Origin of the sequence: Nitrosomonas sp. Is24 (assembly GCF_033063335.1) — a bacterium.
Lineage (GTDB): Bacteria > Pseudomonadota > Gammaproteobacteria > Burkholderiales > Nitrosomonadaceae > Nitrosomonas.
This window is the reverse complement of the sequence record NZ_JAWJZG010000001.1, coordinates 1,985,404-2,000,160: the sequence shown is the minus strand read 5'-3', so window position 1 is coordinate 2,000,160 and position 14,757 is coordinate 1,985,404. Positions and strand designations below refer to the sequence as shown.

Here is a 14,757-nt window from a genome sequence, read left to right as displayed (position 1 = left end):
CTAACCATTTACGTTTGCCGGTTTATGGCAGACGATAGTAAAGATAGTCGTTTCCAGATCTTCGTGAGAATAATTGCTCCAGTCATCATGAATAGTGAGTCTCGAAATATCGCATCGCTCACGATCAATTTCTATAATTTCAAAACCCTTCTTGCGGAATAGATTTTGATAGTCATCGCCTTGCAAGACATTATGATATTGCACTATATTCTCGAATAGATATTTACGCCTAGTCAGTGAGAATTCAAGGTAATTTTTTTGCGAAGCTTGGCTGTCATAGTGCGCTAGATGATCATCAATACCAATCTGGTGTATACAGAAACCTCCCGGTTTTAGCATGCGGAACATATGTTCAATTGATTCTTCGATAGAGCCTCTGTTAACATGCTCCATGACATGGAAGCTGAAAATCAGGTCATAGTTTGTACTTGGGTAACCTGCAAGTGAACCTTCATTATCGATGGTATATTTTGCATCAAATATACGATAGAGTTCATCAAAAGAATTGACTGACAGGATAGAAGATAGTCGATTACGTTGTGTTGTATTTATACTGGTATCATGTTCCCACTGATATGATAATTTGTTAAAAGCTCCCTTCAATGCATCTAATTGACGGTTGTCCCAAACATCAAATAGATCCAAGCTGATTTTTTTATCGATATGTAGCGCTAAATATAAACCAAACCAGTGTATCCAGCCGGTACCAAGCTCAACAGCTGCTCCATCATCCTTAAATACATTATGCTTCTTAATTAACTGGACTAATAAGTCGCCACGATTTACGTACATGTCGATGTTTTGCTGTTGACGTTTTTTTTGACCAAATTTATTGCCCAGGTACCGATAACTAGAACGTGTAAATTTGTTCAGTGAAAACATTTTTAGCATTACTGCCGCTGCCAGATACTTGATCATAGATCAACTTTGTCCTGTATTTTGATAATTCGCTGAGTGACTAATAATGTTTATACCGTCATTCTGCGTTTTTTACGGTGATAGAATGTGTAGGAAAAATAGATACTTGTTTTGAAAATATACATAAAACCTGATGTGCAGTCAAATTCAGCGTTATTTTTGGGTGCTAGACTCCAATCATCGGTCTACCTAAAAACTTCTTTAGATATGTAAGAAATCTCAGGGGTGTTTACAGAGAGATTGATTTAAATAAGATAAGCGTTGAGTATTTCATAGAGAGTGGCGTTCTAACAATACTAGAAATTCTTACAAACAAAATTGCGGAATGGTACTGGATGCTTGTCAGCTCTGACGGGATTGAGAAGCTTATTTTTTATTGGTGCCCGGGGCCGGAATCGAACCGGCACGGGTGTTTTAGGCCCGAGGGATTTTTAGTTCAGAGTTATATTTATAATAGGGTCTTAGGAAGTTAAGCACTTACGGAAGTGTGTTAACTTACTGAGATGAATGTTAAAAATAGATACTATTTCCGTTCTCGGATTGGAGAAGCTAAATTCAGACAACTTATTCGCTATTTTGTTTTGGATTTTACCGCTACAAGTACCGCGCAATTGACCGGTATTTCTATCCGATCCGTCAATACGATTTACCTCAAAGTGCGGCAAAAAATTGCCTACTGCTGCGAACTTGAATCGCCGCTTCAAGGTGCTGTGGAAGTTGATGAATCTTATTTTGGCGCGCAGCGTGTCAGAGGCAAAAAAGGTCGAGGCGCTTATGGTAAAACCATTGTCTTTGGCGTTCTGAAACGCCAAGGGAAGGTATATACGGAAATTGTTCCTGATTGCTCCAAAGCCACGTTACAAGCTATTATCCGTGGGCATGTAGCACCCGATACCATCATCCATTCTGATGGCTGGCGCGGATATGACGGGCTGGTCGATATTGGTTTTGATAAGCACTTCAGGGTTTATCATGGCAACAATGAATTCGCCAGTGGCGAGCGGCATATCAACGGCATTGAATCTTTCTGGAGCTTTGCAAAAAGGCGTTTGGCAAAGTTCAATGGTGTTCCTGAACATACCTTTTATTTGCATTTGAAAGAAACCGAATTTCGTTTTAATCATCGCCGTGATAATCTCTATCATCAGATTCTCAAATTATTACGTTTAAACCCGCTTTAACTTCCTAATACCCTATAATAAATAAAGGCTTATTATAAATACCGCTCCGCAAATGCTACAAAAAATAACTCTCAAGGGCCGCGCCAATCAATAGCCTATTTCAGGTTTGCGGAGCGGATTTGCGAGTTTTTGTCGGCTTTACTATATCTCCACGACGAGCTTTTACCTAGTGTTAGGTCATTGCTATAGTTGTGTGACCTAGTTGTTTTTGTGCCTCTCTGATGTCGCCGGTTAATTCGGTTGTGCCTGTAGCAGCCTTGGCCCTGAGATCACGAAATTGAAATATTTTTTGTCAATTCCGGCCGCTTCGCGCGCGCTATCAAAATGACCGCGCAAAGCGCTGGCGGTCAATTTCTGCCCATTATCATCAACAATCAGTTCTAAGCTCCGCGCTTTGTAGCCTGATTTTCTAGCTTAGATTCTTTTCATCAAGCTTTCAAGTTCATCCTCAATGATAATTCTCGCTATGGTTCCGGTTTTATTTTGCTGGACTGACAATATTCCATCACTGATGTCATGATCTGTTATTCTCAAAACATCAGAAGGGCGCTGGGTGGATCGTCAAAGAATTTGTACAGTCGCTCCAATTCCTTGAGATTGTTCTTTTGTGTTGCCGGTGATTTTAGTGGGATAACGTCTCTAATATAGCGTTCTGCCACATATCGAAACGTGATTATTTCTTGATGTGCTGGCTTTGCGTCAATCTGCAATTCTGACCATTTTTTAACGGCCATCGTGAAATCTGAGGCCTGCTGCTAGGTTCTATCGCGGATCAGGGTACAACGGGTTTACCCACCGCGTTAACGTAAAATAGTGTGCCCATCCGGCGCAGTGTGTCAATCTGGCCGAATTTTGTTTTTCTGCCGGTCAGTATGGAGACGTCTTCTGAATCAAGGAACAAACTCATGGCAATCTATTGATTCGGCATTTCTAATTTATCTGTACGTATGAGCGCGTAAGGGTCGTCATTTATCTGCTGGAGTCAGAGACCATTCAGTATCCTCTGCTGCGTAATAGTTGCACCGATGAAAATCCAGGCTGACTATTTTTCCGAGCACTTTTCCTTTGACCTTTATTACTATCAAAGTATAGTCCTCTGGGGGCATCTGTTCGCTGCATTTTATCCATTGAGTTTTGCTCATTTGGTCATAACCCCATTTAAAGATGATATCAATTATTGAATTGTTTAAATCTGAATCAGTTGCTCAGTAGTAACGCGCCAAAATCTTCCGGTAAATTTCGCTATTACAGTTCTAAGATCATGCACAAAATTTTCTGACCCTATGTTAACAACCGAACAGATCAATAATTTTTTTGCAGCTACATTGCATTTTATTAAAAACGAGGTTAACCATGAGCACCAATAATCCCAACGAATTCGAGAGCAAAACTGTCAATTCAGACGGTCCGCGACTTAGTAATAGCGATATTCTGATGTGCGTAGTTGTCGCTTTAATTGTGGTTTTCCTGCTTATTGCGGGTGGATATTATTGGTATACCAACCCGGACTGGATTAATAATTTGATTAATAATCCCTAAAGTTTCTTTAATGTCCGTCCAATACTAAATTGGCGTATCCACATATGATCTCCACGCCCGGCTGAGATTCAAAGTCCCTCACCGGGCGTTTCTATTGATATTCCGATATGAGTAAGAGCTTCTATTATTTCCTGAAATCTTTGATTATTTCTTTTATTACGATGAAAATCATCCCGGCCGAGATAACGCAGAGAATTAATGCCAATAAAGCCTTTGTCATTACAAAAAAGGTGCAAGCACTGAAAACCAGTTCACACGGCCATTCGAAAAAACTCATTTCATCCTATCCTTATACGATCTAATCTCAATAATCCTGCCTGCTTCACCGACTACGCCGCAGCCTCCATAGCTTTATCAACAATTATGCCATCCTGAATCCAATGTGGAGTTACTTCTGCGGATAGTTTTGCCGGTTTTTCTTTTAAAGTACCGAATAGCGGAACCGAGTCAATTTCATGGTTGCGAAACAATCCGATGAGCCACTTCAGACAAGCGCTGCGGCTTGATAGATCGAGCAAATCAAATTCACATCTGCCATCATAAACTTGATGTCGTCCACATGGCTGATCGCTTCAGCAATCATCACGTTTGCACGCCACTATGCGGCTGCTAAACCGCATTCATCATTTGCAACCGCGTTTTTAAACATCGATAAAGCGTGCTCATACCCAGCCATAGGCAAACTACGGGCGTAAAAAAACACGACTATCGGGCGCGTGGCTATCTGCTTTGAGAGGTGCTTTGAGCATTTGCACGAATTCTGCGTTCAGATGGTTTTGTTGGTCAAATTGATCTGTATTTTTCAGAATTGCGGAACAGAAAGGGAGATTTTTTGATAGATGAAATAAGTTTAGTTTATTGATTATTGGTGCCCGGAGCCGGAATCGAACCGGCACGGGCGTTTTAGGCCCGAGGGATTTTAAGTCCCTTGTGTCTACCAATTTCACCACCCGGGCTATGGAAATATCAGATCGGTGGAGGCGGGGGTCGGAATCGAACCGGCGTAGACGGCTTTGCAGGCCGCTGCATGACCACTCTGCCACCCCGCCATTATTGCATAACTTCTAAATGTCTTTTAATCCTACGGAAAAAAGCCGGTCAGGAGTAATTATTCGATTCCCAGCAAGTAAAATTTCAAAGAGCCATTCCACAGAAAGAATGGAGCGGGAAACGAGGCTCGAACTCGCGACCCCAACCTTGGCAAGGTTGTGCTCTACCACTGAGCTATTCCCGCAATAAGAAGTTGCTGTGTGACTGGAATCACTTCAGAAACGAAGGGTGGATTATAGAGATGCTGTACGTTTTGGTCAAGAAAATGCAGGCCAAGAATGAATAAACATTTTTACTTAGGCGTGAATGAAGATTCCGGGCGATGAACAGTGGTATCGTATGCGTATACGCTATTGACTGTTTGAGACCGACAAAAATGCAACCAACTGTGATTATCAATCAACATCGACATACTGCAATCATTGCGGGGGCGAGTGGAAAGAAGCTGCTTGTGATCAAGCTAGGAAAAGGAAAACTGACAGTGACAACGATATCGCAGCAAGAAATCAATACGCAGGGATATACGGTCAGTGATTATTCACCCGCGCTGGCGGCGCAATCTTATCTGCAACATGGGGCGGGGGTCAGTGAGAAAGCGAAAAAATTGCTGGAAAAAATAGCCGTAGGTGAATTCTCAGATCAATTAATGTTTGCATCCCATTGAGTGCATTGAGGAAACATGCGCTTCACCTGTGACGGGATTCAAATACAAAGAATTCTAAGTTCCGGTGCCGGCTGCGATTACATCCGTACGAATTTGCGCTTGCGTGACGTGACTTTCCGGCGGGATGCTGTGTGTCAGCCAGACATTGCCTCCGATCGTTGAGCCGCGGCCGATGGTGATACGACCGAGAATCGTAGCGCCGGCATAGATCACCACATCGTCTTCAACGATGGGATGACGCAGATTGCCTTTCACCAGAATGCCGTGTTCATCGACGGGGAAGCGCTTGGCACCGAGGGTGACAGCCTGATACAACCGCACATTGCGGCCAATGACCGTAGTCTCGCCGATCACTACGCCGGTTCCATGATCAATAAAGAAACTATCGCCTATCTGTGCGCCCGGATGGATTTCTATGCCGGTGAGCGAATGAGCGATTTCCGACATCATGCGTGCGATCAGCGGCACGCCCAGCTGGTTCAACTCATGCGCGATGCGGTGGTGAATAATCGCAGTAATCCCCGGGTAGCACACTAATACATCGTCAATGCTACGTGCTGCCGGATCGCCTTCATAAGCTGCGCGGATGTCATTTTCCAGCAGACTGCGGATTTTGGGTAATTGCTGGGCAAATGTATTGGCAATGCTCGCAGCATGTTCACGAATCGACGGACCGGCAATTTCCTGCCCCGAGACAAAAAACAATTCGTGGTGAATCTGATCGATCAGGTCGCGTAATGTAACATCCAGGGTATGTCCTACGTAGTAATCGATTCCTTCATCGGAAATGCTGGGTGTGCCCAGACGATTCGGAAACAACGCCGCGCTTAGCCGTTCAACGATGGATGCCAGGACTTTTCGTGATGGCAGTTTGGGAGGCTTGTTAAGCCGCTGACGGTGCTCCAGGGAGGCTACACGTAACGCGCGTAATTGGGAAACAATATGATCGATTTCCATATGATTGATTTCCGGTTCAGCTGTGCCTTGTGTTTTGAGTTCGGTTGTCATGACTTCAATCCATTTTGTTCAATCTGTTTTTTAATGCCATGCCTTAATGTTTCAATTGGCTTTGCGGATAGCTGGGGAACAAATCAAGCCTTTTGGGTTTGATAAAGACTTTCTCTCCCTTGGTGAGCTGCAATTCGCGAAAACGCTCCTTGCTGATCTCAGCGTGCACCAGGTGCCTATCTTTGTCGTTCTCGCGTACCAGCTCCAGCCTGACAATCGGACCTACCGATAGAATATGAACAATCTGCGCCGCCAGTGCCGCTTCACCATTTTGGGTGCGCTCGACTTCGATTTCATGCGGACGGACATAAGCAATGGCGGCCAGTTCTTCCGCTTCCGCGTGCTCCGGTGCATCGACTTCCAGATCGCCGATCCAGGCACGGCCGCGATGCAAGCGGCTATGGAATAAATTAACGTTGCCAAGGAACTCGTACACGAACGGACTGGCAGGCTGCTCGTACACTTCATCCGGTGTGCCGATTTGCTCAATCCGGCCTTCGTTCATGACGACAACCCGGTCGGCAACTTCCAGCGCTTCTTCCTGATCGTGCGTGACGAACACACTGGTAATGTGCATGTCGTCGTGCAGTCTGCGGAGCCAGGAGCGCAGCTCCTTGCGCACCTTGGCATCCAATGCGCCGAAAGGCTCATCGAGCAATAGCACTTTCGGTTCCACCGCCAGTGCCCGCGCTAAGGCAATACGCTGGCGCTGACCGCCGGAAAGTTGGTGCGGATAGCGATCCGCCAGCCAATCCAGCTGCACCAGATGCAATAATTTCATCACGCGGTCATGGATTTCCTCTTTGGAAGGGCGGAATTTCTTCGGACGCACATTCAAACCGAAAGCGACATTCTGGAAAATCGTCATGTTGCGAAACAAAGCGTAATGCTGAAAAACAAATCCGACCTGACGGTCGCGCACATGCTGATCGGTTGCATCTTCGCCATGAAATAGCACCTGGCCGCTATCGGCGGTTTCCAGTCCGGCGATCACGCGCAGCAGAGTGGTTTTACCGGAACCCGAAGGTCCCAGTAACGCCAGCAATTCACCGGAGTGCACTTGTAAACTGACATCATGCAGTGCGGTAAACGTGCCGAATTGTTTGGAGAGACTGATTACTTCAATGCTCATTCGAAACCTCGTTGTTTTTGATGTTGTTTGTTCCGGAATTCGATCAATGTTTTCAACGCTAGCGTCACCAATGCCAGCAAGGCCAGCAGCGAAGCCACGGCAAACGCGGCGGCGAAGTTGTATTCGTTGTAGAGAATTTCGACATGCAAGGGCATGGTATTGGTGCTGCCGCGGATATGGCCGGATACCACCGATACCGCGCCGAATTCGCCCATCGCGCGGGCGTTACACAAAATAGCGCCGTACAGCAAACCCCATTTGATATTCGGCAGCGTGACATGATAAAAAGTCTGCCAGCCGCTGGCGCCCAGCACAACGGCCGCTTCCTCTTCCTCGGTGCCCTGTGCTTGCATCAGTGGAATCAATTCGCGTGCGATGAACGGTACCGTTACAAACACGGTGGCTAACACGATACCGGGAACGGCAAAGATAATTTTCAGATCGTGCTCCGCCAGCCACGGCCCCAGCCATCCCTGCAAGCCAAACACGAGCACGTAAATCAACCCGGAAACCACCGGCGAGACTGAGAAAGGCAGGTCGATCAACGTGATCAGCAGATTCTTGCCGCGAAATTCAAACTTGGCGATGGACCAGGCCGCCGCGATACCGAATATCAGATTCAAAGGCACTGCAATGGCTGCTACCAGCAGCGTCAGTTTGATGGCGGAAACCGCATCGGGATCGGTGATCGCCGCGACGTAAACTTCCACGCCCTTTTTCAAAGCTTCGTAGAAGACCGAAATCAGCGGCACAAACAAAAAGAGGGTTAGAAATACCAGCGCCAAGCCGATCAAGGAGCGGCGCACCCAAGCAGGCTCCTGTGTGGCGCGCTGCCGGAAGGTTTTACCAGTTAAGGGGAATGTAATCGTTGTAGTCATTATGGTTCTCAAGCTTGCATGCTGCGGCGCCGGCTCCACCATTGCAACAAATTAATAATCAATAGCAGAGTGAAAGAAATCACCAGCATCACGACCGACAAGGCCGTGGCTCCGGCATAGTCATATTGTTCCAATTTGGTGATAATCAGCAGCGGTGTGATTTCGGAAATCATCGGCATATTCCCGGCAATAAAAATCACCGAGCCGTACTCGCCGATTGCGCGTGCAAAAGCCAGCGCAAAACCGGTCATCAAGGCGGGATAGAGTGCCGGGAAAATCACGCGCGTGAAGGTTTGCCAGCGGTTGGCGCCGAGTGTCGCAGCCGCTTCCTCCAGCTCGGTTTCGATATCTTCGAGCACCGGCTGCACGGTGCGTACCACAAACGGCAGACCGATAAAAGTCAGCGCTACAAAAATCCCCAACGGTGTGAAAGCCACTTTGATGCCGAGTGGCTCAAGAAATTGTCCGATCCAGCCATTACCGGCATACAGCGCTGTCAGTGCGATGCCCGCCACCGCGGTCGGCAGGGCGAAGGGGAGATCCACCAAGGCATCGACTATTTTCTTGCCGGGAAAATGATAACGCACCAGCACCCACGCGACTAACAAACCGAAAAAGGCATTGACAGTGGCGGCCGCGAACGACGCGCCGAATGTCAGCCGGTAAGAAGCCAGCACGCGCGGGGTGGTGACAATCGACCAGAATTCCGGCCACGTCAATTCGGCGGTACGAATGAACGCGGCCGACAACGGAATCAAAACGATCAGACTGAGATACAACAGTGTGAATCCCAATGCCAGATTGAACCCTGGCAAAATACTGTATTGCTTGAAACTGCTCAATTAAGAATTCCTTGTGTTGATTTAGATTAATCCATCATCAAAAGCTCGTGCGTCCGCTTTGGATACGGCGCAGTGCGGCGACCAGAAAATCGATATCCGCACAGGTATTGTACAGCGCCAATGACGGACGAACCGTGGTTTCCAGACCAAAGCGGCGCAAAATCGGCTGTGCGCAGTGATGGCCGGAACGCACGGCGATACCTTCGCGGTTCAACGCTGCGCCGACTTCTTCGGAGCTGAATCCCTTCAGCACAAAAGACAGCACACCCGCTTTATCCGCGGCGGTGCCGATCAGACGCAAACCCGGAATCGTACTGAGACCGCGTGTCGCATAAACCAGCAGCTGATGTTCATAGCGGCTGATGTTTTCAAGACCGAGGCGCTGAACGTAATCGATCGCTGCGCCCAATCCGACGGCATCGGCGATATTGCCGGTACCGGCTTCAAAACGGGCGGGTGCCGCATGATAAATGGTTTTTTCAAAGGTGACATCCTGAATCATATTGCCCCCACCCTGCCAAGGCGGCATGGAATTGAGCAATTCTAATTTGCCGAACAGTGCGCCGATCCCGGTTGGAGCGAATACCTTATGACCGGAAAAAACGAACCAGTCGCAATCGAGCTGCTGCACATCGACGCGCATGTGCGAAACCGATTGCGCGCCGTCCAACAGCACGCGCGCGCCAACGCGGTGTGCCATCGCGATCATTTGCTGCGCCGGTGTGATCGTGCCCAGCGCATTCGAGACTTGCGAAAATGCCACCAGCTTGGTGCGTGAGTTCAGCAGTTTTTGATACTCATCCAGCAATATCTGGCCGTGATCGTCCACGGGCGCAACGCGCAACTTGGCGCCTTTCTCGGTACACAGCTGCTGCCACGGCACGATATTGGCGTGATGCTCCAGCCAGGAGATGACGATTTCGTCGCCTTCATTGATATGTTGTCGCCCCCAGCTTTGTGCGACGAGATTGATACCTTCGGTGGTGCCGCGGACAAAGACAATCTCATCGACGGATGACGCATTCAGGAAATGACGGACTTTCTTGCGCGCATCTTCGTAGGCATCGGTCGCGCGTGCCGCCAATTCATGCGCGGCGCGATGGATGTTGGAGTTTTCGTGTTGATAAAAGTAGCTGAGGCGGTCGATGACTGATTGCGGTTTCTGTGTCGTCGCGGCATTGTCCAGCCAAACCAGCGGACGGCCATGCACTAGTTCTTTCAGTATCGGAAAATCGCGGCGGATGGCATTCACATCGAACGGCGGATGCGCGGCCGCATAGGACGGTAGCGGCGTGCCCGTCGCTGGTGATGCGATGCTGTCGAGAAAATAGAATGACGATGCCTGGCTTGGATTGGCCGGGATGGTGGTATGTGCAAGCGTAGCTTTCTGCGCTGGTGTGAAGAGCGTGCGTAATTCTTCTTCAAACGGTAGCGGGATGACCGATGGAATAGGGGAAGTGGCTAGATTGAAATGATCCACGCTCACTGCGGAAATTTCCGGCGCTGGCAGCGGTGCAGCCGTGAGCGCTTCCGCAGAGGGAGCGCCAGCCGTTTGCGTTAGGCCGGGCACAGCGGAATAACTCTCTTTTGCCGATGAAAGCAAAGTGTTGAGTTCATCCTCGAATGGTAATGGAATGGCTGAAGCGTACACAGAACTCCCCGCACGCGGATGATCCGCGGGGAATGCGGGAATTTCCAGCGCAGACGGTGATGCGGCCGCGGATGTGCCTGCCGCAGAGGACGGTACGCCTGCGGCAGGCGTTGCATTGGGCAAAGCGGAAAACATTTCGTTGGCCATGCGGGTCAGTAACTCGACATCCGGCAGATAGCTGGATGCCGCATCCAAGCTTTCGCCTGTGGGATGATCGAGATTACTTGTACTCATGATATTTACCCACTTCGACATTTTCGAGTACGCCGAGCGCATCCTCGGTCAATACTGCCAGCGAGCAATAGAGAGAAACCAGATAAGAAGCGATCGCCTTGTGATTGATGCCCATGAAGCGCACCGACAATCCCATGCCTTGCTGGCCCGGTAAATCCGGTTGATAGAGTCCAACCACGCCTTGGCGGCTTTCACCCGTGCGCAGCAGGATGATACTGGTTTTACCACCGGTGATATTGAACTTGTTGCTCGGAATCAATGGAATGCCGCGCCAAGTCAGGAATTGTGAACCAAACAGCGTTACGGTTGGAGGCGGGACGCCGCGGCGGGTACATTCACGGCCAAACGCGGCGATCGCTTGCGGGTGCGCTAAAAAGAAAGCAGGTTCTTTCCACACGCGCGCAATCAGTTCATCCAAATCATCCGGTGTGGGTGCGCCTGTGCGTGTTTTCACCCGCATCGATTTGGCTGCATTATTGAGCAAACCATATTCTTTGTTATTGATCAGCTCGCTTTCCTGGCGTTCTTTGGCTGTTTCAATGGTTAAACGTAACTGTTCGCGGATTTGATTGTGCGGGCTGCTGTACAGATCGGAAACGCGGGTATGTACGTCCAGCACGGTATTGACCGCACTCAACACATATTCCCGTCCCCATTCTTCATAATCCACGAATGTCGCGGGTAATTCGCGTTCATCCTTGGCAGAGCAATCGACTTCCACCTGATCGGGGTCTTTCACTTTGTTCACGCGATAAATACCCGCCTCGACCGGCACCCAATGCAATAAGTGGGTTAGCCAGCGCGGCGTGATGGTTCCCATCATCGGGACAGTTTTTGTGGCATTGGCAAGCGTGCGGGCGGCTACGTCACCTAATGCGGTGTTTCCTTGATGAATATCGGTCATTGTGATTCTCCTTGGATTAAGTCAATAATGTTGCAACGTGTACTGCTTCAGGCTTGTGAAACGAGTTGAAAAGATGGCGTATGGATGTTCTCCTTTTGTTTTAATTATCCGGTCTTGAAGCAGCCGTCAGCTCGGATGTTTTGATCACGGATGCCGGTTTGCCGAGCAGATTGCCTTGCAGATAATCGGCTTCGGTGCGTTTAGCGGCCGTTAACTGTTCCACTGTTTCGATGTCCCGTACCAGCAAACTTGCGCCGAAGCTATGGACGGTATCCGCCAGTCCGGAAATGGTTTCATGGCGCATCAGATCGCTTGTCGCGATTCGCACCACATCCGGATACAAACTGCCCAGTTCCGCCATCCAATCGCTGCTGCTGCCGGAATAGTTGGCGGCAATCCGGTAACCGCGCGAGCGGTAATTACCGATGACATGCTGCAGCAATTTCCAGTTGCGGTTGACGATAGCCGGAATTTCGATGACGACGCGCGAGGTTTTCACGCCGATCAGATCGAGAAAATTCTCAAATGCGCGGCCGTGATCGTCCTTGACGCTCTCCAGCAGACGCGGGTGAACTTCGACAAACAAATTGTCCGACCGGGATATATGATTGAAATAATAATTCAGCGCATGAATCGCCCGGCATAAGCGATCCAGTTCGATCAATTGATCGTCTTTTGACGCCATAGCGAACACTTGCCATGGCCAGAGTGCAATTTCTTCGTTGGACTTGGAGCGCACATACGCGGCATGCGCGATGGTTTTTCCCAAATCGATGCTAAAAATGGGTTGAAAAACGCTGGTTAATTCGCATTGATAAAAATATCCGCTGATCCAGCCGTTGTCGGCGCGTTTTAAAGCGTAGTCGGTGGCGGAATTGATGAGCTCAAATTCTTCGAGAGCGGTAAATGTTTTTTGTGCTGATGAATTCATGGAATTATCTCCATAGAAATGAACTGCAATGCGCAGACAGAGAAAGCCGGTTGTTTTATTACGTGCTTAAGATATTTCTTTTTTCAAGCAGGCTGTTACAACAACCATCTTTATCAGCAAGATGAGTATATAGTAATTCTGAAACGAGCGGCAACGCGGTTGTTTCGATCGTGGAGAGTAGCTTAATTCGCACCGCGTATTGATGAAAATATCCGCTGATCCAGCCGTTGTCAGGGCGTTTTAATGCAGAGCTGGTGGCGGAATGGATAAGCTCAAATTCCTCGAAGGCTGTAAAAGTTTTTTGTGCTGCTGTATTCATGGAATTATCTTCATGGAAATGAATGCTGCTAAGCATAGACAGAGAAAACAATGGTTCTGTTACAGACTTAAGATGTTTCTATAGGCTGCAATTGAACTGGTTAGTGATATCTGTGTGTTGGATTTCTTTTTTCACCAAAACTGTTACAACAACTGTCCTTATCGGTTGGGTAGATATCCTTTAATTTGCGTTTCAGTTCATTAACAGAACGATGGCAATAAACGAGCGGAATACCATTACGATTCGCTTGCTCTTTGATCGAATTGGCAAAGTTATGATTAATGAAGTCGCAAATAACGATGATCAATTGTGTTTCATGTGGAAGCTGCCGCTTATTAAAGCCTTTTGCGCGGCCGCTCCAATGCTCGATGCGTGCATTGTGTTGCGTGGCAATCAGCTGCTTGAACGATGCCACGTAATCTCCACCCACGATAAGAACGGTCATGTTGAATCCTCTTTGTTTGTTAGCGCGCCGCAGCGCGCTATGTTGTCATTACTTCAGATAAATCTGATCGAATGTGCCGCCATCGGCGAAGTGGGCTTTGTGTGCATTTTTCCACCCGCCGAACGCCTCATCGATTTTGAATAATTCGATTTTGGGGAATTTGGCGGCATACTTTTCAGCCACGCCAGGATGCGTAGGGCGGTAAAAATGCTTGGCGGCAATTTCCTGGCCTGCTTCGGAATAGAGGTACTCCAGATAAGCTTCCGCGACTTGGCGCGTGCCGCGTTTGTCGACCACTTTATCGACGATCGCGACGGGTGGTTCGGCTAGAATGCTGAGCGATGGAATGACAATTTCGAATTTTTCCGCGCCATATTCCTTCAGCGCCAAAAAGGCTTCGTTTTCCCAGGAAATGAACACATCGCCGACACCGCGTTCGACGAATGTGGTGGTTGATCCACGCGCGCCGGAATCCAGTACCGGTACATTTTTATAAATGTTGCTGACGAATTCCTTCACTTTGCCTTCGTCGTCGAACTTGCGCTTGCCGTATTGCCATGCCGCCAGATAATTCCACTGCGCGCCACCGGATGTTTTCGGGTTCGGCGTAATCACGGCTACGCCAGGACGGGCCAGATCATCCCAATCCTTGATGCCTTTGGGATTTCCCTTGCGCACCAGAAAGATGATGGTCGAAGTGTACGGTGTGCTGTTGAGTGCCAGCCTTGATTGCCAATTTTCCGGCAGCAATTTGGCTTTCACGGAGATAGCGTTGATATCGTTGGCCAACGCCAGTGTCACTACATCGGCTTCAAGGCCGTCAATGACGGAACGCGCTTGCTTGCCAGAGCCGCCATGCGATTGCCGGACCGTGACTTTTTCGTTGTTTTTCGCTTGCCAGTATTTGGCGAAGGCCGCATTGAATTCTTGATAGAGCTCGCGGGTTGGATCGTAGGATACATTGAGCAAGGTTTTGTCCGCCAATGCGTTACCGCCGGCAATCAAACCGACTGTCAAGAAGCTTACTGCGAGGCATGTTTTGATGTTCATGAGAATTTTCT

At 48.5% G+C, this 14,757-nt stretch carries 16 protein-coding genes and 3 tRNA genes; 2 read left to right on the top strand and 17 right to left on the bottom strand.

Translation table 11 applies throughout. The features are described 5' to 3' along the window. Complete coding sequence (locus tag R2103_RS09175; protein WP_317531139.1) at positions 1-918, bottom strand: class I SAM-dependent methyltransferase; 918 nt, start codon at positions 916-918, stop codon at positions 1-3. A 503-nt stretch (positions 919-1,421) separates the two neighbouring features. Here R2103_RS09175 and R2103_RS09170 point away from each other — a divergent pair. After that, positions 1,422-2,099 (top strand): IS1595 family transposase, encoded by a 678-nt coding sequence (locus R2103_RS09170; protein WP_317531138.1) that lies wholly within the window; start codon positions 1,422-1,424, stop codon positions 2,097-2,099. Positions 2,100-2,629: 530 nt separating this feature from the next. Here R2103_RS09170 and R2103_RS09165 read toward each other — a convergent pair. From R2103_RS09165 to R2103_RS09145, 6 genes are all read right to left on the bottom strand, one after another. Then, positions 2,630-2,833 carry a hypothetical protein gene (locus tag R2103_RS09165; RefSeq protein ID WP_317531137.1) on the bottom strand — a complete coding sequence of 68 codons (204 nt, stop codon included), beginning with the start codon at positions 2,831-2,833 and terminating at the stop codon, positions 2,630-2,632. 38 nt (positions 2,834-2,871) lie between these two features. Continuing rightward, positions 2,872-3,006 carry a DUF4224 domain-containing protein gene (locus R2103_RS14380; protein ID WP_411172502.1) on the bottom strand — a complete coding sequence of 45 codons (135 nt, stop codon included), beginning with the start codon at positions 3,004-3,006 and terminating at the stop codon, positions 2,872-2,874. Positions 3,007-3,967: 961 nt separating this feature from the next. After that, the gene (locus tag R2103_RS09160; protein ID WP_317531136.1) at positions 3,968-4,156 is read right to left on the bottom strand and encodes a hypothetical protein; all 189 of its coding nucleotides are present in this window, start codon (positions 4,154-4,156) and stop codon (positions 3,968-3,970) included. Positions 4,157-4,504: 348 nt separating this feature from the next. After that, a tRNA-Leu gene (locus tag R2103_RS09155) sits at positions 4,505-4,594 on the bottom strand. A gap of 19 nt (positions 4,595-4,613) precedes the next feature. After that, positions 4,614-4,687: transfer RNA gene (locus R2103_RS09150), tRNA-Cys, on the bottom strand. Positions 4,688-4,797: 110 nt separating this feature from the next. Beyond that, positions 4,798-4,872: transfer RNA gene (locus R2103_RS09145), tRNA-Gly, on the bottom strand. A 192-nt stretch (positions 4,873-5,064) separates the two neighbouring features. Here R2103_RS09145 and R2103_RS09140 point away from each other — a divergent pair. Beyond that, the gene (locus R2103_RS09140; protein WP_317531135.1) at positions 5,065-5,352 is read left to right on the top strand and encodes a hypothetical protein; all 288 of its coding nucleotides are present in this window, start codon (positions 5,065-5,067) and stop codon (positions 5,350-5,352) included. A 54-nt stretch (positions 5,353-5,406) separates the two neighbouring features. On the opposite strand, the gene epsC is transcribed toward R2103_RS09140, so the two are convergent. The 10 genes from epsC to R2103_RS09090 all read right to left on the bottom strand — a co-directional run bounded on the left by epsC (position 5,407) and on the right by R2103_RS09090 (position 14,746). Beyond that, positions 5,407-6,360 carry a serine O-acetyltransferase EpsC gene (epsC, locus tag R2103_RS09135; RefSeq protein WP_411172615.1) on the bottom strand — a complete coding sequence of 318 codons (954 nt, stop codon included), beginning with the start codon at positions 6,358-6,360 and terminating at the stop codon, positions 5,407-5,409. 43 nt (positions 6,361-6,403) lie between these two features. Continuing rightward, positions 6,404-7,492 carry a sulfate ABC transporter ATP-binding protein gene (locus tag R2103_RS09130; RefSeq protein WP_317531134.1) on the bottom strand — a complete coding sequence of 363 codons (1,089 nt, stop codon included), beginning with the start codon at positions 7,490-7,492 and terminating at the stop codon, positions 6,404-6,406. Next, positions 7,489-8,370, bottom strand: coding sequence for a sulfate ABC transporter permease subunit CysW (gene cysW / locus R2103_RS09125; protein ID WP_317531133.1), 882 nt, complete (start codon positions 8,368-8,370; stop codon positions 7,489-7,491). Before cysW ends, R2103_RS09130 begins: the two co-directional genes overlap by 4 nt. 8 nt (positions 8,371-8,378) lie before the next feature. Continuing rightward, positions 8,379-9,212, bottom strand: a complete 834-nt coding sequence (gene cysT, locus R2103_RS09120) for a sulfate ABC transporter permease subunit CysT (protein WP_132427806.1) — start codon at positions 9,210-9,212, stop codon at positions 8,379-8,381. A 37-nt stretch (positions 9,213-9,249) separates the two neighbouring features. After that, the gene (locus R2103_RS09115) at positions 9,250-11,097 is read right to left on the bottom strand and encodes a family 2A encapsulin nanocompartment cargo protein cysteine desulfurase (RefSeq protein ID WP_317531132.1); all 1,848 of its coding nucleotides are present in this window, start codon (positions 11,095-11,097) and stop codon (positions 9,250-9,252) included. Next, positions 11,084-12,001: a family 2A encapsulin nanocompartment shell protein gene (locus tag R2103_RS09110; RefSeq protein ID WP_317531131.1), complete on the bottom strand. Its 918-nt coding sequence runs from the start codon at positions 11,999-12,001 to the stop codon at positions 11,084-11,086. The genes R2103_RS09115 and R2103_RS09110 overlap by 14 nt, the downstream gene beginning before the upstream one ends. Positions 12,002-12,101: 100 nt before the next feature. Beyond that, entirely contained in the window at positions 12,102-12,932 is an 831-nt protein-coding gene (locus tag R2103_RS09105; RefSeq protein ID WP_317531130.1) for an EAL domain-containing protein, read from the bottom strand. 58 nt (positions 12,933-12,990) lie between these two features. Beyond that, on the bottom strand, positions 12,991-13,251 hold the full coding sequence (locus R2103_RS09100; protein ID WP_317531129.1) for a hypothetical protein: 261 nt from the start codon (positions 13,249-13,251) through the stop codon (positions 12,991-12,993). A 100-nt stretch (positions 13,252-13,351) separates the two neighbouring features. Continuing rightward, positions 13,352-13,696 (bottom strand): DUF2325 domain-containing protein, encoded by a 345-nt coding sequence (locus R2103_RS09095; protein ID WP_317531128.1) that lies wholly within the window; start codon positions 13,694-13,696, stop codon positions 13,352-13,354. Between the two features lie 48 nt (positions 13,697-13,744). After that, on the bottom strand, positions 13,745-14,746 hold the full coding sequence (locus R2103_RS09090; RefSeq protein ID WP_317531127.1) for a sulfate ABC transporter substrate-binding protein: 1,002 nt from the start codon (positions 14,744-14,746) through the stop codon (positions 13,745-13,747). Positions 14,747-14,757: the final 11 nt, after the last annotated feature.

Excerpts from the sequence above, each read along its gene's own strand:
- R2103_RS09175 (WP_317531139.1), bottom strand. The coding sequence starts at position 918 with ATGATCAAGTATCTGGCAGCGGCAGTAATGCTAAAAATGTTTTCACTG.
- R2103_RS09170 (WP_317531138.1), top strand. The coding sequence starts at position 1,422 with ATGAATGTTAAAAATAGATACTATTTCCGTTCTCGGATTGGAGAAGCT.
- R2103_RS09165 (WP_317531137.1), bottom strand. The coding sequence starts at position 2,833 with ATGGCCGTTAAAAAATGGTCAGAATTGCAGATTGACGCAAAGCCAGCA.
- R2103_RS14380 (WP_411172502.1), bottom strand. The coding sequence starts at position 3,006 with ATGAGTTTGTTCCTTGATTCAGAAGACGTCTCCATACTGACCGGCAGA.
- R2103_RS09140 (WP_317531135.1), top strand. The coding sequence starts at position 5,065 with ATGCAACCAACTGTGATTATCAATCAACATCGACATACTGCAATCATT.
- epsC (WP_411172615.1), bottom strand. The coding sequence starts at position 6,360 with ATGACAACCGAACTCAAAACACAAGGCACAGCTGAACCGGAAATCAAT.
- R2103_RS09130 (WP_317531134.1), bottom strand. The coding sequence starts at position 7,492 with ATGAGCATTGAAGTAATCAGTCTCTCCAAACAATTCGGCACGTTTACC.
- cysW (WP_317531133.1), bottom strand. The coding sequence starts at position 8,370 with ATGACTACAACGATTACATTCCCCTTAACTGGTAAAACCTTCCGGCAG.
- R2103_RS09115 (WP_317531132.1), bottom strand. The coding sequence starts at position 11,097 with ATGAGTACAAGTAATCTCGATCATCCCACAGGCGAAAGCTTGGATGCG.
- R2103_RS09110 (WP_317531131.1), bottom strand. The coding sequence starts at position 12,001 with ATGACCGATATTCATCAAGGAAACACCGCATTAGGTGACGTAGCCGCC.
- R2103_RS09105 (WP_317531130.1), bottom strand. The coding sequence starts at position 12,932 with ATGAATTCATCAGCACAAAAAACATTTACCGCTCTCGAAGAATTTGAG.
- R2103_RS09100 (WP_317531129.1), bottom strand. The coding sequence starts at position 13,251 with ATGAATACAGCAGCACAAAAAACTTTTACAGCCTTCGAGGAATTTGAG.
- R2103_RS09095 (WP_317531128.1), bottom strand. The coding sequence starts at position 13,696 with ATGACCGTTCTTATCGTGGGTGGAGATTACGTGGCATCGTTCAAGCAG.
- R2103_RS09090 (WP_317531127.1), bottom strand. The coding sequence starts at position 14,746 with ATGAACATCAAAACATGCCTCGCAGTAAGCTTCTTGACAGTCGGTTTG.